19 protein-coding genes and 5 pseudogenes are annotated in these 24,938 nt (G+C 58.8%); 23 read left to right on the top strand and 1 reads right to left on the bottom strand.

Going from position 1 to position 24,938, the window contains the following annotated elements:
* Positions 1-763: 763 nt before the first annotated feature.
* From hisC to E5X34_RS31080, 3 genes and pseudogenes are all read left to right on the top strand, one after another.
* On the top strand, positions 764-1,894 hold the full coding sequence (gene hisC / locus E5X34_RS31090) for a histidinol-phosphate transaminase (protein WP_063169376.1): 1,131 nt from the start codon (positions 764-766) through the stop codon (positions 1,892-1,894).
* 71 nt (positions 1,895-1,965) lie between these two features.
* Positions 1,966-3,000: an LLM class flavin-dependent oxidoreductase gene (locus tag E5X34_RS31085; RefSeq protein WP_063169375.1), complete on the top strand. Its 1,035-nt coding sequence runs from the start codon at positions 1,966-1,968 to the stop codon at positions 2,998-3,000.
* A gap of 254 nt (positions 3,001-3,254) precedes the next feature.
* A pseudogene (locus tag E5X34_RS31080) lies at positions 3,255-4,457 on the top strand (IS3 family transposase).
* Here the strand turns inward: E5X34_RS31080 and E5X34_RS31075 are convergent.
* Positions 4,452-4,593, bottom strand: a pseudogene (locus E5X34_RS31075) (transposase); the annotation flags it as partial. The pseudogenes E5X34_RS31080 and E5X34_RS31075 overlap by 6 nt on opposite strands.
* Positions 4,594-4,962: 369 nt before the next feature.
* On the opposite strand from E5X34_RS31075, the gene queC reads away from it, so the two are divergent.
* The 20 genes and pseudogenes from queC to fdxB all read left to right on the top strand — a co-directional run bounded on the left by queC (position 4,963) and on the right by fdxB (position 24,843).
* Entirely contained in the window at positions 4,963-5,661 is a 699-nt protein-coding gene (gene queC, locus E5X34_RS31070; protein WP_063170389.1) for a 7-cyano-7-deazaguanine synthase QueC, read from the top strand.
* Positions 5,661-6,017 (top strand): 6-carboxytetrahydropterin synthase QueD, encoded by a 357-nt coding sequence (queD, locus tag E5X34_RS31065; protein WP_063169374.1) that lies wholly within the window; start codon positions 5,661-5,663, stop codon positions 6,015-6,017. Before queC ends, queD begins: the two co-directional genes overlap by 1 nt.
* Before the next feature lie 5 nt (positions 6,018-6,022).
* Positions 6,023-6,748, top strand: coding sequence for a 7-carboxy-7-deazaguanine synthase QueE (gene queE, locus E5X34_RS31060; RefSeq protein WP_164548811.1), 726 nt, complete (start codon positions 6,023-6,025; stop codon positions 6,746-6,748).
* A 770-nt stretch (positions 6,749-7,518) separates the two neighbouring features.
* A complete protein-coding gene (locus tag E5X34_RS31055) occupies positions 7,519-8,271 on the top strand; it encodes a carbonic anhydrase (protein WP_063169372.1) in 753 nt (250 codons plus the stop codon).
* Positions 8,272-8,431: 160 nt separating this feature from the next.
* Positions 8,432-8,628, top strand: a pseudogene (locus E5X34_RS31050) (7-carboxy-7-deazaguanine synthase QueE); the annotation flags it as partial.
* Positions 8,629-9,725: 1,097 nt separating this feature from the next.
* Complete coding sequence (gene nifH / locus E5X34_RS31045) at positions 9,726-10,619, top strand: nitrogenase iron protein (protein WP_024505261.1); 894 nt, start codon at positions 9,726-9,728, stop codon at positions 10,617-10,619.
* An 87-nt stretch (positions 10,620-10,706) separates the two neighbouring features.
* The gene (nifD, locus tag E5X34_RS31040) at positions 10,707-12,209 is read left to right on the top strand and encodes a nitrogenase molybdenum-iron protein alpha chain (RefSeq protein ID WP_024505262.1); all 1,503 of its coding nucleotides are present in this window, start codon (positions 10,707-10,709) and stop codon (positions 12,207-12,209) included.
* Between the two features lie 129 nt (positions 12,210-12,338).
* Positions 12,339-13,880 (top strand): nitrogenase molybdenum-iron protein subunit beta, encoded by a 1,542-nt coding sequence (gene nifK / locus E5X34_RS31035; protein ID WP_024505263.1) that lies wholly within the window; start codon positions 12,339-12,341, stop codon positions 13,878-13,880.
* Positions 13,881-13,941: 61 nt separating this feature from the next.
* Positions 13,942-15,426: a nitrogenase iron-molybdenum cofactor biosynthesis protein NifE gene (gene nifE, locus E5X34_RS31030; RefSeq protein WP_024505264.1), complete on the top strand. Its 1,485-nt coding sequence runs from the start codon at positions 13,942-13,944 to the stop codon at positions 15,424-15,426.
* 8 nt (positions 15,427-15,434) lie between these two features.
* Positions 15,435-16,787 carry a nitrogenase iron-molybdenum cofactor biosynthesis protein NifN gene (gene nifN, locus E5X34_RS31025; protein WP_024505265.1) on the top strand — a complete coding sequence of 451 codons (1,353 nt, stop codon included), beginning with the start codon at positions 15,435-15,437 and terminating at the stop codon, positions 16,785-16,787.
* A complete protein-coding gene (nifX, locus tag E5X34_RS31020; RefSeq protein ID WP_063169371.1) occupies positions 16,784-17,281 on the top strand; it encodes a nitrogen fixation protein NifX in 498 nt (165 codons plus the stop codon). Before nifN ends, nifX begins: the two co-directional genes overlap by 4 nt.
* A 16-nt stretch (positions 17,282-17,297) precedes the next feature.
* Entirely contained in the window at positions 17,298-17,777 is a 480-nt protein-coding gene (locus E5X34_RS31015) for a NifX-associated nitrogen fixation protein (protein ID WP_024505267.1), read from the top strand.
* Positions 17,778-17,884: 107 nt separating this feature from the next.
* Positions 17,885-18,589 carry a response regulator transcription factor gene (locus E5X34_RS31010; protein WP_224571202.1) on the top strand — a complete coding sequence of 235 codons (705 nt, stop codon included), beginning with the start codon at positions 17,885-17,887 and terminating at the stop codon, positions 18,587-18,589.
* 95 nt (positions 18,590-18,684) lie between these two features.
* Positions 18,685-19,557 (top strand): universal stress protein, encoded by an 873-nt coding sequence (locus tag E5X34_RS31005; protein WP_063169369.1) that lies wholly within the window; start codon positions 18,685-18,687, stop codon positions 19,555-19,557.
* Between the two features lie 842 nt (positions 19,558-20,399).
* Entirely contained in the window at positions 20,400-21,698 is a 1,299-nt protein-coding gene (locus tag E5X34_RS31000; protein ID WP_292572899.1) for a SidA/IucD/PvdA family monooxygenase, read from the top strand.
* A gap of 10 nt (positions 21,699-21,708) precedes the next feature.
* The gene (locus E5X34_RS30995; RefSeq protein ID WP_126080606.1) at positions 21,709-22,089 is read left to right on the top strand and encodes a hypothetical protein; all 381 of its coding nucleotides are present in this window, start codon (positions 21,709-21,711) and stop codon (positions 22,087-22,089) included.
* A 272-nt stretch (positions 22,090-22,361) separates the two neighbouring features.
* A complete protein-coding gene (locus E5X34_RS30990; RefSeq protein ID WP_063170386.1) occupies positions 22,362-23,519 on the top strand; it encodes a TlpA disulfide reductase family protein in 1,158 nt (385 codons plus the stop codon).
* Positions 23,520-23,843: 324 nt separating this feature from the next.
* A pseudogene (locus E5X34_RS30985) lies at positions 23,844-24,280 on the top strand (DUF269 domain-containing protein).
* 46 nt (positions 24,281-24,326) lie between these two features.
* On the top strand, positions 24,327-24,530 hold the full coding sequence (locus E5X34_RS30980) for a CCE_0567 family metalloprotein (RefSeq protein ID WP_063169367.1): 204 nt from the start codon (positions 24,327-24,329) through the stop codon (positions 24,528-24,530).
* Positions 24,527-24,843 (top strand): annotated as a pseudogene (gene fdxB, locus E5X34_RS30975) (ferredoxin III, nif-specific). Before E5X34_RS30980 ends, fdxB begins: the two are co-directional and overlap by 4 nt.
* Positions 24,844-24,938 lie beyond the last annotated feature (95 nt).

The following is a 24,938-nucleotide window of genomic DNA, read 5'->3' as shown; positions in this document are numbered from 1 at the left end:
CTCCAGTCTCCTCGGTCCGGTCCGAATGGACAACCTCTCGAAAGCTCACACCTAGTGCCGGCAGTGGCACCGCTGTTGTCCGTCGACAGGTCCCGCGCTTGCTCGGTGCGACCAACAACCTTAAGCGCTAGGGCGTAACCTGACCCTGCAAGATCTCCTCACCGACTATAAGGTGCGCCTCACGATCTGAGACGATGGGACAGGATGGCTAAGGAGGTGCGCCGTCTTGCATGCCCCGCCAGCGAGGCGAACCCTCTCGGCTACGCGCGCCACCAGCGACGCTCCATATCGTCAGGCCTGCGTCTCATGCTCAGATGAGCCGGTATTTGGCTCTCTCATCAGCAAACCGAGAGAGCCCATGCCAAGACGGAAGCAAGCAAGACGAACGAGCGTCAGAGATATCCTGCGCCTGACCCATAAACAGGGCAGTCCGGTGGGCCAAGGTGGCAGAGCAACTGAGGTTCGGCAAGACTTCGGCTTCCACCTATCTGCGGGCGCTGGAGACGGGCTGTCGTGCAGGCCCTGCATGCGGCTTTGAGGACGATGCGATGTTGAAACACCGTCTGTTGCGCCGAATCGGCCGTCGGCCAAACGTTGGGTCGTCATCAGGTTCTCGACAGCTTCCCGGTGTCAAATCCAAACCGTGGTCGGCGATCCCCACCAGGGTGGGAAGGCAGCGCTGATATAGCCGAACGTCGATCAAGTCACGATCAACGATTGCCTCATGTCACATGCCCTGCGGGACTGAAAAACGGAGAAGAACATGTGCGATGCAAAACTGAAGACCGTGCTTTCGCTTTTTTCGCCGGTGGCCAGCAAATTAGATGCTCTCTCGTCCAACGGACCAGCGACGGATGCAAACTGCGTTAAGCTAAATACGAACGAGAACCCGTTTCCGTTGCCGAAGAGCGTAATGCAAAGTGCAATTGCTGCGATCGAACACCAGTATCTTTATCCGGAAGACGACAATCTCAGCTTAAGGGCAGCTGCCTCCGATGCTTACGGATTTTCCAAAGATCAGGTGATTGCCGGCAACGGTTCGTCGGAGCTGCTCGGACTCATCTACAGAGCTTTCCTCGCCCCAGGAGATAGAGTGGCAATGCTGTCGCCCGGATTTTCGTTCAACCGTAAACTTGCCATGTTGCAGGGTGCCGAGTTTCTCGAAATCGCATCGAGCGAAGCTCATCCCCTGCCGATAGAAAAACTGCTGTCCGGCCCCGCAAAAGACGCGAAGTTCATTCTGTTGGCTAATCCGAACAATCCGACCGGAACATTCGTGCCGGTGGCCGAAATCGAACGCCTTGTGGAGCAAGCAGATCGCTTGGTCGTCTTGGATGAGGCCTACGTTGACTTCGCACCCGACAATGCCCTGCGCCTCGTCAATAGACATCCGAATCTTTTGATCTTGAGGACTTTTTCAAAGAGCTATGCTGCCGCTGGCGTGCGAGTCGGCTTCGGTTTCGGTCACCCAGAAATCATTGGCAGGCTGCGCAACATCCAGAATGTCTTCAACATGAACGTGATCGGGCAGGCGGTCGGGAAAAGCATTCTTGCGCATCGCCACGCCTACGAAGAGAACCACAGGCACATCAAGCATGAACGACAGCGAGTGACCCTGGCGCTGTTGCAACTTGGCTTTTCCGTAACACCCTCCCACGCAAACTTTTTGCTGGCCCGTGTGCCGGCGGGACAGGAGGGCTCATGCTGGCAAGCCGCGTTGAAAGAGCAGGCGATCCTCATCGCCAGCTTTCCTGACGTAGATTTGAAGAACTGTATTCGCGTCAGCATTGGCACCACAGAGCAGATGGACAAATTCCTTGCTGCCGCCGAACGCGTCTGTATGAACTTTAAGAAGGATCGCGGTGCTCACAAGCATGAAGTCGATTCACATTAAGCATCAAGTAATGATATGTCGTGAGCTATGATGATTAGCGAATAAATATAGGTAATTTGGAGAACAATTAATTGAAGAAAATTTCCGCTTCGGGCCTGACCTTCGGCATCTTCGATCATCTGGACGAAAACGGCGATGACATCGCACAACAATATGCAGATCGGCTGAGCCTAGCAGAAGCGTGCGATGGCTATGGCTTTTATGCGTATCATCTCGCCGAGCACCACTGTACGCCGCATGGCAGAGGTCCATCACCGAATTTGTTCTTAGCGAGCGTCGCCCAGCGAACCCGCAGTCTTCGTGTTGGTCCCATGGTAATGCTACTTGCGCTCTATCATCCGCTGCGTGCCTTCGAGGAGATCTGCATGCTTGATCAGTTGAGCGGCGGCAGGCTTGAACTCGGCATAGGGCGCGGCTCTGCTCCCACTGAATTGGGATACTTCGGGGTTGCTGTAGAAGCAGCACCAGAACAGTATGCGGAGGCCAGTGAGATTCTCATCAATGCGATGAAAGGCGGGACGCTTTCTTATCAGGGCCGCCACTTTGAGTTGAAAGATGTTCCGCTGACGTTGAGACCTCACCAATATCCCCGTCCGCCGACATGGATCGCCACCAATCGACCCGAGCCGGCTAGCTGGGCCGCTGCGAATGGGGCAAACATCGCCTGCGTCGGACCTTCCACTTCTGTTCGCAGCGTTACCGACGCGTTCCGCGCCGCCCGAATTCACGATGCTGACATTGGCCAGCAAGCGCCATTTCTTGGATTGCTCCGAATGGTGGTGATAGGGCGTTCTGAAACAGATGCGTATTTGCTCGCAGCACCTGCCTATGAACGATGGCTCAATAGCTTCAAATTTCTATACGAACTAAATGCCATTTCCACTCCACCAAACTTGCCTTTGAACTTCGATGCAGCAATTGAAAGTGAATTGTGCGTCGTGGGAACGGCAGATTCTGTCCGAAAAGCTCTCCTTGATCAGCTGGAAGAGGCAGGTGCTAATTATCTTCTGTGTCAACTGGCATTTGGGGATTTGCCGCTGGATGCCTCACTATACACCGCATCGGCCATTGGATCCGAAATCATGGCTCGAGTTGCCGCATCGTGAATCCGTCGTGTGATTGGAGGAGCAGCGGCAGCGCTGCTCCTCATTGCGAAACGGTTGTGGGGGCCGGACTCCTGTGTCAGGTGTAAACCATTGGAGCACGTCCTATCTGATCCAGGTCATATCCTGCGGCTTTGAAGTAGTTGGCACATTCGGCTGGGGTGAAGAGGTCGACGACCGCGCCGAGGCGTCCTGACCTTGCCCCTCTGATCTAATCCGGTTTGAAGTTCGTTCTGGCCCATCCAGAGGACCAGGACATGAAACGCAGCCGCTTCTCTGAAGAGCAGATCATCGGAATTTTGAAGAAACACGAGGCCGGGGTATCGGTTGGCGATCTGTGCCGCAAGCACGGGGTCAGCGACGCCTCGATCTACAATTGGAAGGCCCGCTTCGGCGGGATGGATGTCACCGAGGCTCGGCGACCTGAAGGCGCTGGAGGACGAGAACACGCGCCTGAAGCGGCTTTTGGCCGACGCCATGCTCGACAATGCCGCGTTGAAGGACCTTGTGGGAAAGAAATGGTGACGCCCGCCGCCAAGCGGAAAGCTGTCGCTCGCCTGAAGGAAGGCTTCGGGATGAGCGAACGGCGGGCGTGTAAAGCCATCGGCTGTTGCCGCATGACGGTTCGCTACCAGACCAGCAGGCCGGACGACCGCGAGGTTCGCGAGCGGATGAAGGCCGATCGCGCAGGAGCGTCGCCGGTTCGGCTACCGGCGTCTTCTCGTGATGCTGAGGCGGGAGGGCCTGGTCGTGAACCACAAGAAGCTGTTCCGGCTCTATCGGGAGGAGAAGCTCGCCGTCGCCGCCGTGGCGGCCGCAAGCGGGCGATCGGGACCAGGGCGCCGATGCTGGTGCCGCTGAGGCCCGACGAGCGCTGGTCGCTCGACTTCGTATCGGACCAGCTCACCGACGGGCGCCGCTTCCGCATCCTGGCCGTCGTCGACGACTGCACGAGAGAGTGCCTCGCACTCATCGTTGATACGTCTCTCTCGGGCATGCGGGTTGCCCGCGAATTGGACGGCTCATCACCGAGCGGGGCCGGCCCAGGATGATCGTCAGCGACAATGGCAGCGAGTTCACCTCGAACGCCATCCTCTCCTGGGCGGATCAGAACCGCGTCGAATGGCATTACATTGCGCCCGGCAAGCCGATGCAGAATGGCTTCATCGAGAGCTTCAACGGCCGACTGCGCGATGAACTGCTCAACGAGACGCTGTTCACCTCGCTGGCTCAGGCGCGCGTAGCCATCGCCCTGTGGCACGCCGACTACAACACCGCGCGGCCGCACTCCCCCCTGGCAGACCCCGGCCAAGTTCGCCAGCACCTTCAATCCGCGACGGTCGCTCGCGCTGCGCTATGCCAAAGGCTCCGCGCCAGCGCCCGTCGCTTCACCCGCCCAGCAGGGCACAACCCACGCCGGAAACGAACTCAAAACTGCTGGGGCAACGTCAGTCCCATAGAGCCTTGATGGTTATCTCGGCCTTTGCTCGCAGCAGCGCCTTAGGTTGGGCGAAGGCGTTCTCAATCGGATTGAAGTCGGGACTGTAGGGCGGCAGTTAGAGCAGGCTCGCCTGCGGCCTCAATCGCGCCGCGCAGGGTTCTCCAGGCGGATGTCGCCAATGTCAAATTTGCTGGCATCCATGTCGCCCTCGCCAACCGCACAAGCGAAGGCCAGAAAGCCAACATGTGTTCTGCGGCTTAATTAAGAGTCAGCCGATGTCGGCCGAACATCACCTTGTCTCGAAGTCGACGATCGGACAGCAGGTTGCGAAAGTTGGCGCGATGCGAAACAAACTGCTGAAGCGCTCAACTTTTATTGATCACGCGTGTTGGACGCGACGCACTCCCGTTCCAATCGGGCTGAGCGCAAATTCTCCCGGTTCACAAAACTGAGTCGCTGGAGTAGTGGGGGCGCAGAGAAATCTCCGGTCGCAGCCTTACCCGGTCAAAACAAGGATACCAATGATGAAGACTCTCGCCGTCTGCTCTGGCGGATTGGACTCCGTTTCCCTTGCTCACATGGTGGCAGCGGAGCACGAACTCACCGGCCTTCTATCTTTCGACTATGGCCAACGGCACAGGAAGGAATTGGGCTTCGCCGCTCTTTGCGCGCAGCGACTGAAGGTCCCGCACCAGATCATCGACATCGGCGAAATTGGCCGTGGCCTTTCCGGCTCAGCGCTGACTAGCAGTATCGACGTGCCGGACGGCCACTACGCCGAAGACACGATGAAGATTACGGTGGTGCCGAACCGCAATGCCATCATGTTGGCAATCGCCTTCGGTCTCGCCGCCGCCCACAGCGCCGAAGCGGTGGCGGCGGCCGTGCATGGTGGGGACCATTTCATCTATCCCGATTGCCGTCCGGCCTTCATTGAAGCTTTCCAGACAATGCAAGACCGCGCGCTCGACGGCTATGCGCAGATACGCCTCTATGCACCGTATGTGAATCTCGGAAAAGCTGACATTGTTGCGGATGGCGCAAGATACGGCACCCCGTTTGCTGAGACCTGGTCCTGTTACAAGGGCGGCGTGCGTCACTGCGGACGATGCGGGACCTGCGTCGAGCGGCGCGAAGCGTTCCATCTCGCCGGGCACGCTGATCCCACCGACTACGAGGACGCCGATTTCTGGCTTGAGGCGCTGCGCAGGAGGCGCGCGTAATGTTCCACATCAGCAAGGAATTCCACTTCTCGGCCTCGCATCAGCTCACCTCCTTGCCTCCCAACCATCAATGCGCGCGCCTGCACGGGCATAACTATGTCGTCGTAGTGGAGCTGTCGGCCAAGGAACTGGACGCCCACGGCTTCGTGCGCGACTATCACGATCTGGCGCCGCTCAAACGCTACATTGACGAGAGCTTCGACCATCGGCACCTCAACGACGTGCTGGGACATGAGAAGGTCACGGCGGAATGCCTGGCCAGACATTTCTATGAATGGTGCAAGGCACGTCTGCCGCAGACCGCGGCCGTGCGCGTTAGCGAAACACCGAAAACTTGGGCGGAATACCGTCCGTGACCGACATGCATCCCGCAATCCGTGTGAGCGAGATATTCGGGCCGACTATCCAGGGCGAGGGCGTGCTCATCGGCTTGCCGACGGTGTTCATCAGAACCGGCGGATGTGATTATCGCTGTTCATGGTGCGACAGCCTTCACGCGGTGGACAATCAGTATCGCCATGAATGGCTACCGATGCCGATCGATGCCGTGTGGCAAACCGTCCATGCGCTTTCCGGCGGCAGGCCGGTTATGGTCTCCTTGTCAGGCGGCAACCCGGCCATTCAGCCGTTCGGTCCCCTCATAGAACGAGGCCATCGCGAGGGCTATCGTTTTGCACTGGAAACGCAGGGTTCCGTGGTGAGGGAGTGGTTTGCGGATCTTGACGTGCTGACCCTTAGCCCAAAGCCGCCGTCCAGCGAGATGACGACCCGTTGGGCTGCGTTTGATGCATGCCTCGAAGCGGCGCAAGAGAAGCCGCAAATCGTGCTCAAGCTCGTCGTTTTCGACGAGAGTGACTATGCCTACGCCAAAGAAGTCGCGGCGAGATATCCGCACCTTCCGATCTATCTGCAACCCGGCAATCACACGCCGCCGCTCCCTGGCAGTGAAGACGCCTCTGTCGACTTGGACGGAATAATGATGCGAATGGAATGGCTTGTCGAAAGGGTGACTAGCGACAGGTGGTTCGAAGCCCGCGTGTTGCCGCAGCTGCACGTTCTGCTTTGGGGTAACAAGAGGGCGGTCTAGTCTGTGGCTTGCGTCGCACCGGAAGGCCGGGCTCCAACGGCTTGGCAGGCTCTCTTCGCGTGCCGAGTACAGCCGAGCTTTGTTCGCGTCAGCGGTCTCGCGATTGTGCGGCTGGAAACCGCCCGGACACCCCGCTGCCGGCGTGTGTCACCTTGACTCCGATGAGCTGTCGTCACGCAAAGTTGAAATCCGCAAGAACTGGCCTTCTCGCCCCACCTGCTCCGTCGCAAGCACGTCATCCCCTCATCCTTGTCCAGCTCTTATCGATGTATCTCATTGTCCGGCCTGACGCACGACTGTCAGCATGGGAATGCATCCATTGCGCAAATGCCTTCCATAAAGAAGATCGATTTCCTCATTGGCCCAACGTGAAATATAGCAACGTTTTCGTGGCGTGGGTCGGCTGCGTCGGGAGTAGCGATGAAAACGTATTGGGGTCGCCTGCGTCTCCTTGGGCAGCGAGTGTAAAGTATAGCGATGCGGCCTCCGGCGCGAACGGCAGCCGCGCAGTGATCACCTTCGCCTGTGCCTTTGCGGCGGGGGTCAAGCGCTGGTCTGCTAAAATTTTTTATCGTTTAGCTGGTTGAAACTGCCCCCGTTGCGGGCTGCAGAAGCCGGCCAGCCGAGAAACGGCAGCCGCACTTATGAAAGCACGCCAAGGCGTGCGGGCATCTATCAGTTGCAAAGGACAATACTGGCCGCGCCGATTGGCCATCACGCGTCCATTAGGGCAGCCACCAACATCAGTTCGCAAGAGGAGCAAAAGTAATATGTATCGTCGTCACCTGATCAAAGGGTTGGTTGCGCTCGGCGCATGCCGGATTTGCGTTCAAGCCGCCCAAGCGACCAGTGCCCATTGGGGGTACACCGGTCCGGTCGGACCGGAGCACTGGGCTGATCTGGATAAGGAAAATTTCGTATGCTCTGCCGGCACGCAGCAATCGCCGATCAATATCAACAGCGCGGTCAAGGCGGATATCCCGCATATCGCCATCGGCTGGCACAAGGGCGGCGGCAATATGGTGAACAACGGCCACACCATTCAAATCAATATGCCACAAGGCAGCACGCTGACCCGCGGCGATCGTGTCTACGAACTGGTACAGTTCCATTTCCATGCGCCAAGCGAACATCACGTGGCGGGCAAGAGCTTCCCGATGGAGGTGCATTTCGTTCACAAGGACACGCAAAGTGGTACTCTGGGCGTGCTGGGCGTCTTTTTAACGCCCGGCGCGACAAATGCCAGCTTTGCTGCCCTTGCTGCGGCCTTTCCCGAACTGCCGAATGGGGAGGTGACGATCGACGAGGTGAATCCCAACTGGCTTCTGCCAGCCTCGCTTGGCTATTGGACTTATGAGGGCTCACTGACGACGCCGCCGTGCACCGAAAACGTCGAGTGGATGGTGGCGATGGAACCGGTTGACGTTGATCCGGCAGACATCCAGCGATTTGCCTCACTCTACCCGTCGAACGCGCGCCCTATTCATTCACCCAATCGACGCTTCATCCTGCGCCAGAGTTGAGCGCCGCCCCAGCGGTTCCGCACGGTCCAACATTCTTGGCACAAGTTGGCGCGAAGCCTCCTCTTCCGGTCTGGCGGTCTGACGGCGCTCCCCAAGCTGGCTAGTCTAAATGATAGGGATTCGGTGCCGACACCACTCGTCCCAAATACGTCGCGGCGAGGTTTGTCTGCAACCCGGCAATCACACGCCGCCCCGCCGTGGTAATGAAGACGTCTCTGTCGAGTCCGACGGAATATGATGCGCATGGAACCGCTGGTAGAAAAGGTGACCAGCGACAGGTGGTTCGAAGCCCGCGTCTTGCCGCAGCTGCACGTTCTACTCTGGGGTAACAAGAGGGTAGTGTATACCTTCTCCTAGCTTCGCCGCCAACTACTCGGTTTTCCGAATTGCTCTCTATATTCTTGAAGACGATGCGTTCGTTAAAGACATGTGCTGCGCACCTGGTGTAAAAGCTGCTCTCATCATGCAGAGGTCAAGCCAGTCGGGCTCATCCGAGGCTATGGCCGTGAGCACTGTTCAGTTCGGCAGAGAGGGCGCTTTTGTACACACTTTGCGATCGTGGCGGCCCCGTGGGCAGATCTGCAAGCTGCCGCGACACTAACCTCTCGAAGCCCGCCCGCCCGCCTTTCGTGCAGCTTCCTCTGAACAAAACCACCGCTCGCCCTTCAATAGGTTGATGCGTGTCTCCCAGTAAGATTCCTGTCCAAGAACGTGATAATCTTCTTGCCAGTGTTGTAGCTGATGTTGCCCTTGATGCCGCAGCCTACCGCGGCGGGACCAAACTCAATGGCAAGCAGGCCGGCTAGGATCGTGCAGCCAGTCGCGAGCCTCGCCCACAACGGGGTCTCACGCGCATGAGGGCGCCGACCATGGGTTCGGCGGTTCATACGCGTATAACACGTATCTTTCTGAAAAAATCAATGCTCTCGGCTAAGCTACTGAATTATTTGGCTTCCATATAGCGCGTCGGCGGAACCAACTTGTAGACGGGCTATGAAAGGTTAAGCGCGGATGTCTATCGGCCGCCGGCGTTCCCGCTCTGTAAGCCTGCCTGAACTACCCGCGCCGCGGTCAAGCCCCAGGCTCCTGCTCATCCAGCGACCGCCCGATCAATGGCAGGCTGGAAAGACAAGAGCCGATGTCTTCCGATGGTCTCGCCATCAGCTTTGGGCTAACTTCCCCATTCTCCCGCTTCGAGCTCGACACACGGCGGTTTGGATGGCGCACGACAATCTGTGTCGGCTTTGTCGTGTCCGTGACAGACGCCTGAAAGGCCCGTTCGCGCGTTTTGCCGCCGTCTAAGCGGCTGGAATTTAATGACAAAGTTTCTTCTGGGATCGGCCGATCACGCTGGTACGCTTTTTGCGATGCTTGGTGTGAGGCGGCACGAGCTGCCTATCGGCACTTGTGTCGCGGGCAGTCGCGATAATTAGAACGAAGGAAGGAAAGCTATTATGTCAGGTCTGCGTCAGATCGCCTTTTACGGAAAAGGCGGCATCGGCAAGTCCACCACGTCCCAAAATACGCTCGCTGCCCTTGTCGACCTCGGGCAGAGAATCCTCATCGTAGGATGCGACCCCAAAGCCGATTCCACACGCTTGATCCTGAATTCGAAAGCTCAGGATACCGTCCTGGATCTCGCCGCACAGGAAGGCTCGGTGGAAGACCTCGAACTCCAGGACGTGCTCAAGGTGGGCTACAGAGGCATCAAGTGCGTGGAGTCCGGCGGCCCCGAGCCGGGTGTCGGTTGCGCCGGCCGCGGCGTCATCACCTCGATCAATTTCCTCGAGGAGAATGGCGCTTATGACGATGTCGATTATGTCTCCTATGACGTCCTCGGCGACGTGGTATGCGGCGGCTTCGCCATGCCGATCCGCGAAGGCAAGGCCCAGGAGATCTATATCGTCATGTCCGGCGAGATGATGGCGCTCTATGCCGCCAACAACATCGCCAAGGGCATCCTCAAATATGCCCATTCGGGCGGTGTGCGGCTGGGCGGGCTGATCTGCAATGAACGTCAAACCGACCGCGAACTCGATCTGGCCGAAGCACTGGCTGGCCGATTGAATTCCAAGCTCATCCACTTCGTGCCCCGCGACAACATCGTCCAACATGCCGAACTCAGGAAGATGTCGGTGATCCAGTACGCGCCGGACTCAAAGCAGGCAGGGGAATACCGCGCTCTGGCCGAGAAGATCCACGCCAATTCGGGCCAGGGTACGATCCCGACGCCGATCACCATGGAGGAGCTGGAGGAGATGCTGCTCGACTTCGGCATCATGAAGACCGACGAGCAGATGCTTGCCGAGCTTCACTCCAAGGAAGCGGCGAAGGCGGCGGCCCAGTAGTGACATTAGCGCTGCCATGAATCGGCGCGCCTTGCAGAGAACGGCGCCTATTCTTTGAGGCGTCACCCAACCTTGAAAGGGGGACTCATGAGCCGGGAATACGAGAATGACGGTGCTCTTCATGCGAAGCTTATCGAAGAGGTGCTGTCGCATTATCCCGACAAGGCGGCGAAGCGCCGCAAGAAGCACCTCAACGTCGCAAAGAGCGGCAACGAGGCTGGCGGGGAAAGCGAGGTCCTTTCCGAATGCGACGTCAAATCGAACATCAAGTCCATTCCCGGGGTGATGACGATTCGCGGCTGTGCATATGCTGGTTCGAAAGGCGTGGTGTGGGGGCCAGTCAAGGATATGGTCCATATCTCGCACGGCCCGGTCGGCTGCGGCCAATATTCTTGGTCGCAGCGCCGCAACTACTACGTCGGTACAACGGGCGTCGACACGTTCGGGACAATGCAGTTCACCTCCGATTTCCAGGAGAAGGACATCGTCTTCGGCGGCGACAAGAAGCTGGAACAGATCATTGACGAGATTGAAGTCTTGTTTCCGCTCAACAACGGCATCACCGTGCAGTCCGAATGCCCTATCGGCCTGATTGGCGATGACACCGAGGCCGTTTCTCGCAAAAAGACCAAGGAGTATGACAAGACGATCGTGCCGGTACGCTGCGAGGGCTTCCGCGGCGTCTCGCAGTCGCTTGGCCACCACATCGCCAATGATGCAATCCGGGATTGGGTCTTCGACAAAAAGGATGTCAAGTTCGAGGCCGGCCCCTACGACGTCAACGTCATCGGCGACTACAATATCGGCGGCGATGCCTGGGCCTCGCGCATACTGCTTGAGGAGATAGGGCTGCGCGTGGTTGGCAACTGGTCGGGTGACGCCACACTCGCAGAGATCGAGCGCGCCCCGAAGGCTAAGCTCAATCTTATCCACTGCTACCGGTCGATGAATTACATCTGTCGGCATATGGAGGAAAAGTATGGCGTCGCCTGGATGGAGTACAATTTCTTCGGTCCCTCCCAGATCGAAGCCTCTCTGCGCAACATAGCCAAGCATTTTGGGCCGGAAATCGAGGAGAAGACCGAAAAGGTCATTGCCAAGTACAGGCCGCTTGTTGATGCGGTCATCGCCAAGTACCTGTCGCGCCTGGAAGGAAATACCGTGATGCTCTATGTCGGCGGCCTGCGCCCCCGCCACGTCGTCACGGCCTACGAGGACCTCGGCATGGTCATCGTGGGCACCGGCTATGAATTCGCCCACAGCGACGACTATCAGCGCACCGGCCACTACGTGAAGAACGGCACGCTGATCTACGATGACGTGACCGGCTATGAGTTGGAGAAATTCATCGAAGGGATTCGCCCAAATCTGGTCGGCTCGGGAATCAAAGAAAAATACCCGGTGCAGAAGATGGGCATACCGTTCCGCCAGATGCATTCCTGGGATTATTCAGGCCCGTATCACGGCTACGACGGCTTTGCCATTTTCGCACGTGATGTGGATCTCGCCATTAACAACCCGGTCTGGGACCTATTCCACGCGCCTTGGAAAAGAAGCCGGGGCGATGAGCGGGCGATGGCTGCCGAATAAACATTTGCTTCAGCCCCAGTCTCCCACTGAGACGGTGAACTCCCGCGGTCTCTGATCCGCCGGAGCCTGGAACGTCTTGACGTCCTGAGCTGCCGTCCCGCGCAGCCAGATGCAAAAGAGGTAATCATCATGCCGCAGTCGGCTGAAAAAATTCTCGATCACGCTCCCCTGTTCCGCGAGCCGGAATACAGAAAGATGCTCGCTGAGAAGAAGCTAAACTTCGAATGTCCGCACCCCGATGAAATCGTTTCCGATCAGCGCGATTTCACCCAGACGTGGGAATACCGCGAAAAGAACCTCGCCCGCAAAGCGCTTGTCGTGAACCCGGCCAAGGCCTGCCAGCCGCTGGGTGCGGTATTCGCTGCCGCCGGCTTCGAGCGAACCATGTCCTTCGTCCACGGCAGCCAAGGTTGCGTCGCCTATTACCGCTCGCACCTGTCGCGCCATTTCAAGGAGCCTGCCGCGGCGGTCTCCTCCTCAATGACCGAGGATGCGGCGGTGTTTGGCGGCCTGAAGAACATGGTCGACGGGCTCGCCAACACCTACCAGCTCTACGACCCCAAGATGATTGCCGTGTCGACGACCTGTATGGCAGAGGTCATTGGCGACGACCTGCACAGCTTCATCCAGAACGCCAAGGACGAAGATTCAGTCCCGCGCGACTTCGACGTGCCCTTTGCCCACACCCCGGCCTTCGTTGGCAGTCATGTCGACGGCTATGACAACATGGTCAAAGGCATTTTGGAGCACTTCTGGAAAGGTCAGGAGCGTACGCAAATCGAAGGAACCATCAACATCATTCCGGGCTTCGACGGCTTCTGCGTCGGCAACAACCGGGAGCTCAAGCGCCTGCTCGATGTAATGGGCGTGTCCTATACATTGATCCAGGATGCCTCTGACCAGTTCGATACGCCTTCGGACGGTGAATACCGCATGTATGACGGGGGCACGAAGATCAACGAGGTGAAGAAGGCCCTCAACGCCGAGGCAACGCTTTCGCTGCAGCATCACAACACCCGAAAGACACTGGGCTATTGCGAGGAGGTCGGGCAGGCGACGGCCTCGTTCCACTATCCGCTCGGCGTTCAGGCGACGGACGAATTCCTGATGGAGGTCGCGGCGATTTCCGGCAAGGAGATTCCCGAGGCAATTCGCCTCGAGCGCGGCCGACTGGTAGACGCCATGGCGGACAGCCAATCCTGGCTGCATGGTAAGAAATACGCCATCTACGGTGATCCCGACTTCGTTCACGCAATGGCCCGCTTTGTCATGGAGACCGGCGGCGAGCCAACCCATTGCCTCGCCACCAATGGCACCTCGGCATGGGAAGCCGATTTGAAGAAGCTGCTAGCATCCTCGCCTTTCGGCAAGGCTGCCCAGGTTTGGGCGGGCAAGGACCTGTGGGCGCTGCGCTCGCTGCTCTTTACCGAGCCGGTGGACCTTTTGATCGGCAATTCCTACGGCAAGTACCTGGAGCGCGACACCGGAACGCCGCTGATCCGGCTGATGTTTCCGATCTTCGATCGGCACCATCATCACCGCTTTGCGCTCTTTGGCTACCAGGGCGCGTTGCGCGTGCTGACGACGATCCTCGACAAGATCTTCGACAAACTCGATCGCGAGACGAGCGAGACGGGTGTGACGGATTATTCCTATGACCTCACGCGCTAAGAGCCGTGGCCGGCTTTTCGCCGAGGCCATTCCTTGCCCAATGGACTGGGGAGGCTGAGCGATGTCCTCCCTCAGCGCCAAAATCAAGGACGCCTTCGATGAGCCCGCCTGCGATAAGAACCGTGGCAAAGATGCCAAGGCGCGCAAGGAGGGCTGCTCGAAGTCGCTGACACCAGGGGCGGCAGCCGGCGGCTGCGCCTTTGACGGAGCCAAGATCGTCCTGCAGCCGATCACCGACGTTGCGCATCTGGTCCATGCGCCGCTCGCCTGCGAGGGCAATTCTTGGGACAACCGTGGTGCGGTTTCGTCAGGGCCGACCTTGTGGCGGACAAGCTTCACGACCGACCTCACCGAACTCGACCTGGTGATGGGGCAGGGCGAGCGGAAACTCTTCAAGGCGATCCGCGAGATCAAGCACACATACGCGCCGCCGGCGATCTTCGTCTACTCAACTTGCGTAACGGCGCTGATCGGTGACGACATCGAGGCCGTGTGCAAACGCGCCACGGAAAAGTTCGGTTTGGCCGTGGTGCCGATCAATGCGCCTGGCCTGGCAGGCTCCAAGAACCTCGGCAACAAGCTCGCCGCCGAGGCGTTGCTCGATCATGTCATCGGCACGGTCGAACCCGACGACCCCGGGCCCTACGACATCAACATCCTTGGCGAATTCAACCTCTCGGGCGAATTCTGGCTTGTAAAGCCGCTCCTCGATCGGCTCGGCATCCGGGTGCGCGCCTGCATTCCCGGCGATGCGCGTTACCGCGACATTGCTTCCGCGCACCGCGCCCGGGCGGCAATGATCGTGTGCTCGACCGCGCTGATCAGTCTTGCCCGCAAGATGGAGGAGCGCTGGGACATCCCGTTCTTCGAGGGCTCCTTCTATGGCATCTCCGACACATCGCAAGCTCTTCGCAACCTTGTCAGGCTGCTGGTGAGGAAGGGCGCCGATCCGGAGATCCTCGAGCGCACGGAGACGCTGATCGCGCAGCAGGAGGCGATCGCGTGGAAGAAACTCGAATCCTACCGGCAAAGGCTCCAAGGCAAGCGCGTGCTGCTCAACACAGGCGGTGTGAAGTCCTGGTCGGTTGTCCGTGCGCTGATGGAGATCGGAATCGAGATCGTCGGCACCTCGGTCAAGAAATCTACGGTGCAGGACAAGGAGCGCATCAAACAAGTTCTCAAGCACGACAAGCATATGTTCGAATACATGGCTGCGCGCGAGCTGTACGCCATGCTCTCTGAACACAGGGCCGATATCATGCTGTCGGGCGGTCGCACGCAATTCATTGCGCTCAAGGCCAAGACGCCCTGGCTCGATATCAACCAGGAGCGCCAGCACCCTTATGCCGGCTATGCCGGCATGGTGGAACTCGTACGCCAGATCGACCTCGCCATTCACAATCCGGTCTGGTCTCAGGTGCGCCAGCCGGCCCCGTGGGATTGCCAGCCTGATCTAAAAGACGAACTGCCATGCACGAAGAAGGAGTCCGGGCACCTGTTCGATGAATTCGCCGGCGCGACGGCACACGAGTTCAGCGAGTGTTGAGGCGACCGATGGCCCGCATCCTTCCCCAGACCAAATCCGCGGCGGTGAACCCGCTGAAGTCGTCGCAGCCGCTGGGTGCCGCCTTTGCCTTTCTTGGGGTCGACGGCGCGATGCCGCTGTTCCACGGCAGCCAGGGATGCACAAGCTTCGCGCTCGTGCTCTTCGTACGGCACTTCAAAGAAACGATTCCATTGCAGACAACAGCGATGGATGAGGTGGCGACCATCCTCGGCGCTGCCGACCATCTTGAAGAAGCCATCCTCAACCTCAAGAACCGCACGAAGCCAAAGCTGATCGGGGTGTGCACGACCGCGCTGGTGGAGACGCGTGGCGAAGATTGCGCGAGTGATATTGCGAACATCAAGCTGAAGCACACGCAAGAGCTTGCGGGTACGGAGGTCGTGCTGGCCAACACGCCGGATTTTGACGGCGCGATCGAAGAGGGCTGGGCCAAGGCAGTCACCGCAATGATCAAAGGGATTACAGGCTCGGGCGAACGTGCGCGGCAGCCGAAGAAGATCGCGATCCTGCCCGGATGCAACCTCACTGTCGCCGACATCGAGCATATGCGTGACATGGTTGAAAGCTTTGGGCTCAAGCCGGTTATTCTGCCCGACATTTCAGGCTCGCTCGACGGTACGGTTCCTGACCGCTGGGTAGCGACCACATACGGCGGCACCAGCGTCGAAGACATTCGCGAGTTGGGCACGGCCATGCAATGCATCGCCATCGGTGAGCACATGCGCCGCCCGGCGAAAGCGCTGCACGGGTTGACCGGCGTGCCTTACGTGTTGTTCCAGTCACTGACTGGGCTGCAGGACACGGACCGCTTCGTGTCGCTGCTGTCTGCGATTTCGGGCGCGGCGGTACCGGCCCGCGTGCGCCGGCGCCGGGCGCAATTGCAGGACGCGATGCTCGACGGACATTTCCATTTCGGCGGCAAGAAAATTGCCATCGCTGCCGAACCAGACCAGCTGTTCCAACTTGCGACCTTCTTTGCTGGCCTCGGCTCCGAGATAGCCGCGGCCGTCACAACGACCGACAGGTCTAAAATTCTCGAGAAAGTCCCGGCGGTTTCGGTTCAGATCGGCGATCTCGGCGATCTGGAAAGTCTTGCCGTCGGTGCTGACCTGCTTGTCACGCATTCGCACGGGCGCCAAGCATCGGAGCGGCTCCGAATTCCGCTCATGCGCATCGGGTTCCCGGTCTTCGATCGACTAGGCAGCCAGCACAAGCTCGCAATTCTCTATCAGGGCACCCGCGACATGATCTTCGAGGTCGCCAGCATCTTCCAGGCCAACCAACACGCGCCCACTCCTGAGGCGCTTGATCCACTCCGTAATCGAGAAATATCACGATGAACGCTGTTCGCCGCCTCTCGCTGGTCAGTAGTGAGGTTTTCGCCCCGATGCCTGAACGACGTAAGGGCGCATTGCGCGTTGCGATCGCCACTCAGGACATGCAGGACCTCAACGCCCATTTCGGGTCGGCCAGGCGCTTTGCTGTCTACGACGTGACGCGCGAGGAATGGAATCTCGTAGAAGCCGTGGCCTTCGATGACGTGTCCGATGAAAGCGGGGAGCATCGGGCCGAGCGCGATGATCGCATCACGCCAAAGGTGGATGCGCTCAAGGGCTGTCAGATCCTGTTTTGTCTGGCAATTGGCGGCCCTTCGGCAGCCAAGCTTGTCGCGGCAAAAATCCACCCGATCAAAGTGGCGGAGCCCCAATCGATCCCACAGGTGCTCTTGCGCACGCAGATGATGCTCAGGACGTGTCCTCCGCCTTGGCTGCGCAAGGTGCTGGCGCGAGCGGGCATTGCCGAAAAGAAACCGTCCTTCGAGGACGAGGACTGAAAAGAGGAGGACGCCAATGCCTGACCCCGCAATCCCCCCAGCTGTCGCCGAAGACGAGGCGGCTCTTTGCACCCCGTTCGTCAAATGCCTCGTGCGGCTGATCCGTTCTCAGGATTCCTATGGCTCGTGGGAACGCAAAGCGGACGCTGAGCTGCTGGGCGACTTCATCATTACCAAGGAACAGCGCCGAGGGATCCCAATCATCGGAGATCCCGATCCCGACGTGCTGTGGAGGCTCGACAAGTACTACGCCGCCATCGGGCTTGCGATCGAGGAGCGCTGCGGCCTTATGGCATCGCCGATGATCCAGGTGAGCCATGAGGGTTTTGGTCGGGTGCTTTTCACGACCGGACGGCTGGTCGTTTTGTCCAAAACGCTGCGCGATGTCCACCGGTTTGGCTTCGAGACGCTCCTGAAGCTCGCCACGGCCGGTACGAAGCTGGTCGACGATGCGATTTCAGTCATCGAAACCTTTCCCCACGTGGCGCTGGCATGATGGGCGCGATTTTCGAGAAAGGCCATCATGACGGACCCGAGAAACTATGTTGGCCAGTCCCCTCGATCCAGGGACTCGAGGCCGACCAGGTTGTTGGGGTATCGCCGATGAAGAAGCCGCTGGTCCTGATCTGCTCGCAAGATGCCGAGTTCTATCTGCTCTACAGCCACATACTGGAGGTTGACGGTTTCAGCAGTGAGACGGCAGACGGCGCGAAGGCTGCGCTGGCCTTGGCCGAACAACGGGAGCTTCAGGCCGTAGTGCTGGATTGCGACCCAGCCAGCATAAACGGGTCCGCAATTTGCGCCCACCTCAAGCGGGAACCGCGCACCACCGACCTGCCTATCATCGCCCTGATCGCGCCTGGCGCCGAGCACCAGCACCTCGATCTCTTGAAGGCAGGCGTTGAGAGCTTTGTGCGGCCGGTGGCTCCGGCCAAGCTGCTCGACTGCCTGCGGGCGAGGCTCGGGCTGACCAAGCGTGGTCCGAACGGGGTTGAAAACGACAGTTGGATTTGTTGTGGAGGCCTGGAGATGAAGCTCGATGCCCATCGGGTTCGCGGTAATGGCCACGACATCCATCTCGGACGGATCGATTTCAACGTGCTGCGGCTTATGATTGAGGCCCCCGGCAAGGTCTTCAGCCGGGACGAGCTTATCGGGGCGGCCTGGCTGCCCAACATTCATGTCGGTGCACGCACCGTCGATGTCCATATCAGCCGAATCAGGAGGGCGCTGAAAACGGCCTTGCCCGGCAGCGTCATTCGCACCGTCAGGTCGGCCGGCTACTCGCTCGAGAAGCCGGACGACTGAAATCGGTGATCGAACGTGGTGCCGCTCTCTCTTCCTCCTGAGAGCGGTGTTGCCGCTTTGAGGCGCTCCTAACGAAGACCAGGAGAAGCAGGCAAATGGAATTTAAAAGCATATTCAGTGTGACGGGTGCTGATCATTCTGATGAGGACCTCACAACAGCTGCCGGACTGTGTGCCGAGGTCGGCGCGCACCTATCGGTACTCATTATACCGCCTCCATTGCTCTTGATGTCGTCTCCGCCCCCCGAATGGAATACAGGACGTGCACAGGCAATTGCAGTACCGAACTATCGATTTCAGCAAATCGAGAAATTTTCACAGGACGTGACCAGAATGGAAAGACGGTCCGCGGATATCCTCAAAAGGCTGAAAGCTATGTCGCTTTCCTGTGACGTTGACACCGACTATTGCGATCCGGCTAGCCTCGGTGAAGTGGCACGACAGCGGGCGCTCTGCGCTGACCTGACGATCGTTGGAGGAGACCTCCTCAACGATGAGACTCTCGGACCTCCTGTTGTCAACGGCTGCTTGTTCGATAGCGGAAAGCCGGTGCTCATCGTGCCGAAGGGCGTTAAGGCGACGCTGTCGCCTCGACGCGTGCTGGTCGGCTGGGATTCGCGTGTAGAGGCCTCGCGTGCGGTTCGGGAAGCTCTTAGTATCCTATCCGCTGCCAAGGAAGTCTGTGTCGCTATGGTCGATCCAAAGGCGCAAAACAACGGGAAAGGCGCGCAGTCTGGAGCTGACATCGCTGCCTATCTTACTCGGCACGGTGCTCGGGTCTCCGTTGACCTGCTTAAGAGCGCCGGCAAATCGGCGGGCACAGTGCTGACCCAGCACGCGAACGACATCTGTGCTGACATGATGGTTATGGGTGCTTATGGCAGCCGTGGGCTGCGTGAGCGGATTTTCGGCGGTCCGCCGAGCTGGAGCTTTGGGAAGACCACATTGCCGCTGTTTTTGGCTCGCTGATCAGCTCCGTAGGAACACCGATCAGGTCGTAGGACCGCCAACCAGTCCGAAGTCGTCGTCGGTTACCGGTCGGATTGCGGAGACATGGCTGGATCCGCGAACATCTTGCGACGCTTGTCAGAGCCAAACCGGACGCCTCGACTGCTTCACGACGCTCTCGTGAACCAACTCGTGCGAGATCGTCCGCAACGGGCAGTAAAGACGAACGGCTGCAGCAGACCGCAGCCAAGCCACAGGGCGGGTGTACCAGGAGACCCCGCCTCGTGCGCGAACCCTGTTGGAAGGCCCCTTATCAGTACCCGGACGCGCGTCAAATCGGCGGCTGTCCCTGTCAGCCTGCGGTGTGCAAGGGCCGCTGCCGCGGAGCTTCCCCTGCCCGATCGTCGGGCGTGCGACAATGTCGGATTCCAGACGAGCTGGAACTGCGCGAACTCGTTGGTTTGACAGGTCTTTATCCGGCACGCCGCATGCATGGGAGTCTCCGAAAGCATTAAGAGCCGTTATCCATGGTTACGCCCCTCGAAAGAAAGAGCCGCTTCCGTCGTGGCAGGGAAACAGCCACTCCTGGGGTGGAGGCCGGCGCTAGAAGCCGCCGTAAGATCCGGAAGAGCCGCGCGACAGCATCACACACTTTCCTTCTGCTCTTGGGTTCGGATCACGCCGCGCCGCTGTCGATGCCGCCGACATTGAGCCCAAGACCTGGAAGGCGGCACACGCTTTTGCTGTCCTCTCAGTCGGGACCGCGGCTCAAGCATGCCTGTGAGGTTCGCATTGCTCAATGCCCGGCAATCGACGTCAACATGCCGCTGAGTTGGAAAACACTCCTAGAGGAGTAAGGATAAGTGGACCTCTTTTGTATTGGTGTGGGTGCTGGACCATCTAATTTGAGCCTTGCGTGTCAGATACAGGAAGAGATTGCGCAAGGGGCACTGTTCCTGGACCAGGAGGTCGATTTCCGAGGACATCCAGGCAGCGCTTTCGATTGCGCGGAGCTCCAGGTCGGCCACTTCCAGGATCTGGTTACTCTGGTCAATCCGCGATCAGCCTACACATTCGTAAACTACCTCCACGAGAACGGGCGTCTTTACAATTTCCTCAATGCGCAATTTCACGGGGTGCTTAGAGCCGAGTTCGCCCAATATCTCAACTGGGCGTTCCAGAAGAATCCGCTTGTCCGTGGCGGCGAGGCCGTTCGCGAAATCCGCTTTGACGGCGAGTTTCGCGTGCGGACGGACAACGCGGTCCTTGATGCAAGAAACCTCGTCATCGACATAGGCAAGCAGGCGCAAATTCCGCCTCAGTTTCATGGCTGGACTGGACCCAACCTGTTCCACTCATCTGAGTTGGCCCACATCAATCCTGAGGTGCAAAAAAAGCATGTCTGCGTTGTTGGCGGCGGACAGTCGGGAGCCGAGCTGCTACTGCACCTTGTCGGCCGGCCGAAAGAACGGCGGCCCGCGGCGATCACATGGGTCTTGACGCGCGAGATGCCTTTCGACGACCACGCGTTCACAAACGGGCTGTTCACGCCATGCTTCTCGGATCGTTTTGCTGCGATGAGCGAGGTGCATCGACAGCTGTTCCTGCGGCGTTTCGCGCTTGCCTCCGAGGGCATTTCAGAAAGCAAGTTGCGCGCGGTCTATCAGGCGCTCTACCACCACGCCTTTCTCGAGCCACACCAATGCGAGATCACATTGCGGCCAAGTTGCAACGTGTCGCGCTGCATCAATGCCGGAGCAGGGCACAGGCTCACGCTGCAACGCGGCTTGGACAACATCGGAGAAGTAACCGCCGATATCGTCATCCTGGCCACCGGGTACGAGAAACCGCTGCCGGGTTTCCTAGAACCGATCGCAGATCGCCTCGAACAGATCGGCAATGAGCTCGCCATCGGCGAGGATTTTTCGGTGTACTGGGACGGACCGCGAGACCGACGCCTTTTCGTTCAGAACGCCTGCCTTGGACAGCGCGGGCTGGCTGATCCGAACTTTGGGCTGCTGGCCTGGCGAGCGCGCCGCATCCTTGACAGCCTTCTGCGGCGCGCGCCATGCGCCAATCCCGAGCATCTAGGGTTCATCAACCGTCCCTTGACGGAGTGCTGGCCCGACCTCGGAGTCGAACAAATGGGCAGCGGGATATGATTCGTCGATATTGATGATCGGCGGTGGCATTCAGGAAAGATTTCCGCCTCTGGCGGCAAAAGCGGGACGAGCAATATTCCTACGGCGTCAGATCGCTCTGCTCGCGCTTGAGCAAGGTAGCGTCGCGCGACTCCTGCTTGGCGTGAAACAGCAAAGGGCATTCAATCACGATGCAGCTTTACGTGCTGTCGGGCTCAACGCCACGTGGATCGAGCCCAACGCCGCCGTTGGCAACCGCGACGCGAATTATGACGCCGGGCCACATGCGGCGGTGGCTGCAAGGGTACCGAGCCTCTCCCGCACTTTCGACCCCATCGCCGAAGTGCGACTACTCCAGGACGCCGAAGCCGGTCTTATCGCCAGCGGGCCAGCCAAACTCTCACCTTCCTAAACGGCAGCCGCTAAGGTGAGCCGTCGAAAGCCGACATTCAGGTTAACGTCAGCTGGCCGTGTTAGGGCTCGCTTATTCAAGGCGGTACCGGCGCTTGCCGAAGCTAAGAAGGGTTGGCATGCCCTTTGCCGTGCTTGATGTGCGGCAACACGGTGAGAGCTCCGCTGAAGCAAGCGAGAGGGAGCAATGCCCTCGAGACCGTGTCCGATTTTGACTGGAAAATATTCCGCGACAAAAGAGACGAAAGGTGTGGAATGACTTTGGACACCAAGATGGAACTGCGTATGGGGTCCCCGGCTCCTGCGATCAAAGTGGAGAACTGGCTGCGTGGCGAGCCCCTCACGAACTTTCGGCCCGGCAAGGTCTACCTCGTTGAGTTTTGGGCGACTTGGTGCGGACCATGTGTCGACGCCATGCCCCATTTGATCGAACTGCAGGAGAAATATGAAGGCAGCGGATTTGAGGCGGTCGGAGTTGCCGCCTGCGAACAGGGTCCTACCGCAGACGAGGCGCGGACCAACGTGGATGCCTGGCTGACCGAGGAGTTCCCGAATCTGAATTATCGTATCGGGTTCGATTACATTGGCGAAATGAACAAGCTCTGGATGGATCCCAGCTCTTCGATTGGGATTCCCACCTCGTTCGTGGTCGACCGCGACGGCCACATCGCTTTTATCGGCCACCCGGCGGAACTCGATGACGTTTTGCCGAAAGTCCTTAACGGCAGCTGGCGCAGCAGCTATGAAGCGAAAGCCGCCGATGCAAAGCGCATCGCGCATAACCAACTTGCAGCGCGCGAAATGTCGCTTACCGGGCCGATATACGCCAAACTTGAGCCGGCGATGCAGGCCGAGGATTGGACGGCGGCGCTCTTGGCCATCGAAGAAGGCCTCGCCTTGATGCCAGACTCTTGTGAGTTCCGGCAGATTCATGCGGATCTTCTGCTTCACAAGCTGCGCGACATCAAGACCGGCATGCCGGTCATGCGAGAATTGGTCGAGGACGCGATCGACAAAACGTCCGACGCGGTGTCGTGGATGGCCTTGGCCCTCAACCAACTCTTCGATCCCACGATGGACAATTCCCATCTTCCGCGCGCGGAGCGCTTTGCGATGGGCAACGAGCTCTCGGAACAGATACTGGCACTCAATCCCCCGAACGGCGATGGCCCGTTTAAATACCTCCGGTACCTCCCGGTAGCTCAGTATTATTACGAGAGCGGCAACAAAGATCGCGCAATCGAGTTGATCGAGGTGGCACTGAAATCGGTGGACCGGCTGGGGCCAATTCCGGACCACACCAAACAGTACTATCTTACCCCATTGCTCGAAGCACTGGCCAACTACACGGGTGAGCCTGCCTGTCACGCGGATCTTTGTGTGGCTCCGCAAAAGAAGGCACCCGAAACTCAAAACGAAGTCACTTCCTGAGCAAGAATCGCGAAGGGACTGACAATTGGAATTGAACACTGGCCAATCCGCCCATCGAAGCTCTCTTCGCAGCAAGTATGTCGATGCAGCAGGGCGGCGGCTTGCGGAAGGTTGGATTTCAATTGCGTTGACCACCGGTCGGATCGCGGCGCAGACGATGTGCGCCGCGAATTCGCGCCGCAGGTCTCGCACTCGTGGACATGTCGAGGTCGGCCACGGGGCACTCTTGGGGTTGGCCCGCCCAAGCCATTCGTCGGCCACGCAAGCGGACCCGGAGTGGGCATCGCAGGAAAAGGAAATCGTACCTCGAAGACGAAGACTGAAATGACGAACAACGAAATTCCTCCGGTTGGCCCTGCTGTCAACAATGACGACGAGGCCCTTGCTTCCCCGTTCGTCAAATGCCTCCTGCGGCTCATTCGTACTCAGGATTCCTTCGGCTTATGGGAAGGCCATTCGGATGCCGAGCTGCTGGCCGAGTTCATCATCACCAAGCAACAGCAACGTGCGGTACCCTTTGGCGGCGATCCCGATCCTGACGCGCTGTGGAGGCTCGACATGTTTACACCGCCGTAGCGCTTGCGATCGAGGAGCGCTCCGGCGTGTCGACGTCGCCAATAATTGGAATGAAGCCCCTGCGGGCTTCCAGCGGTTGGGCGTTCTGTCGAGACGTCCACCGGTTCGGCTTCGAGACTTTCCGCAAACTTGCTGAGGCCGGTACGAAACTGGTCGACGATGCGACTGCAGCCATTGAAGCCTAGCCCGAGATGGAGCGCATCAACAAAACCATTGTTCCAGGAAGGATCTATGTCAGACCTAGATAAGATGAGGAAGAAAGTCCGAAAGCTCCAGTTGCGTGCAGCTATTGCCAAGATGGCATTGCAGGACCTTGTCGAGGGTCTGCCGGGCAAGTGGGCCGACATACAGGAAGTCGCCGAGAAAACCCAAGCCGTTTATGCCGAGTTGGATGTTGCCAAGAGAGAACTCGCTTCAATGAAGAATTTAGGATGATGCGCACATTCACCACCCGTGACGGCTCCATTTGGATGCCGCCGTACCTGACCTCCATCGATAGCAAATCTGCATCGGCTGCTGCCGTTGTTTCAAGGTCTGCTCGCGCGATGTCATGCATCTTCACGGCGTTGATGATGCGGGTGAAATCCTCGGCCCCTGCGATGACGAGGACGACGATTTCGACGGCGAGCTCAATCGCATGATCATGGTTGTTGACAATGCCGGCCGCTGCATCGGCTGCGGAGCCTGCGCCCGCGTCTGCCCCAAGAACTGCCAGACGCATGTTGCGGCCGACGAGCTCGCAACATGATCTGGCGAAAAACCAGGAGAACGGCGTTGCACTTCATATCTTTTGTCGGCTCGTGGGGCTGGTCCTGTGCAGCAATGCGTCGATGGTTTACTTCG

This window comes from Mesorhizobium sp., from assembly GCF_004963255.1.
Taxonomy (GTDB): Bacteria; Pseudomonadota; Alphaproteobacteria; order Rhizobiales; family Rhizobiaceae; genus Mesorhizobium.
This window is presented reverse-complemented; position numbering and strand designations above follow the sequence as displayed.

Excerpts from the sequence above, each read along its gene's own strand:
- hisC (WP_063169376.1), top strand. The coding sequence starts at position 764 with ATGTGCGATGCAAAACTGAAGACCGTGCTTTCGCTTTTTTCGCCGGTG.
- queC (WP_063170389.1), top strand. The coding sequence starts at position 4,963 with ATGAAGACTCTCGCCGTCTGCTCTGGCGGATTGGACTCCGTTTCCCTT.
- queD (WP_063169374.1), top strand. The coding sequence starts at position 5,661 with ATGTTCCACATCAGCAAGGAATTCCACTTCTCGGCCTCGCATCAGCTC.
- queE (WP_164548811.1), top strand. The coding sequence starts at position 6,023 with ATGCATCCCGCAATCCGTGTGAGCGAGATATTCGGGCCGACTATCCAG.
- E5X34_RS31055 (WP_063169372.1), top strand. The coding sequence starts at position 7,519 with ATGTATCGTCGTCACCTGATCAAAGGGTTGGTTGCGCTCGGCGCATGC.
- nifH (WP_024505261.1), top strand. The coding sequence starts at position 9,726 with ATGTCAGGTCTGCGTCAGATCGCCTTTTACGGAAAAGGCGGCATCGGC.
- nifD (WP_024505262.1), top strand. The coding sequence starts at position 10,707 with ATGAGCCGGGAATACGAGAATGACGGTGCTCTTCATGCGAAGCTTATC.
- nifK (WP_024505263.1), top strand. The coding sequence starts at position 12,339 with ATGCCGCAGTCGGCTGAAAAAATTCTCGATCACGCTCCCCTGTTCCGC.
- nifE (WP_024505264.1), top strand. The coding sequence starts at position 13,942 with ATGTCCTCCCTCAGCGCCAAAATCAAGGACGCCTTCGATGAGCCCGCC.
- nifN (WP_024505265.1), top strand. The coding sequence starts at position 15,435 with ATGGCCCGCATCCTTCCCCAGACCAAATCCGCGGCGGTGAACCCGCTG.
- nifX (WP_063169371.1), top strand. The coding sequence starts at position 16,784 with ATGAACGCTGTTCGCCGCCTCTCGCTGGTCAGTAGTGAGGTTTTCGCC.
- E5X34_RS31015 (WP_024505267.1), top strand. The coding sequence starts at position 17,298 with ATGCCTGACCCCGCAATCCCCCCAGCTGTCGCCGAAGACGAGGCGGCT.
- E5X34_RS31010 (WP_224571202.1), top strand. The coding sequence starts at position 17,885 with ATGAAGAAGCCGCTGGTCCTGATCTGCTCGCAAGATGCCGAGTTCTAT.
- E5X34_RS31005 (WP_063169369.1), top strand. The coding sequence starts at position 18,685 with ATGGAATTTAAAAGCATATTCAGTGTGACGGGTGCTGATCATTCTGAT.
- E5X34_RS30990 (WP_063170386.1), top strand. The coding sequence starts at position 22,362 with ATGGAACTGCGTATGGGGTCCCCGGCTCCTGCGATCAAAGTGGAGAAC.
- E5X34_RS30980 (WP_063169367.1), top strand. The coding sequence starts at position 24,327 with ATGTCAGACCTAGATAAGATGAGGAAGAAAGTCCGAAAGCTCCAGTTG.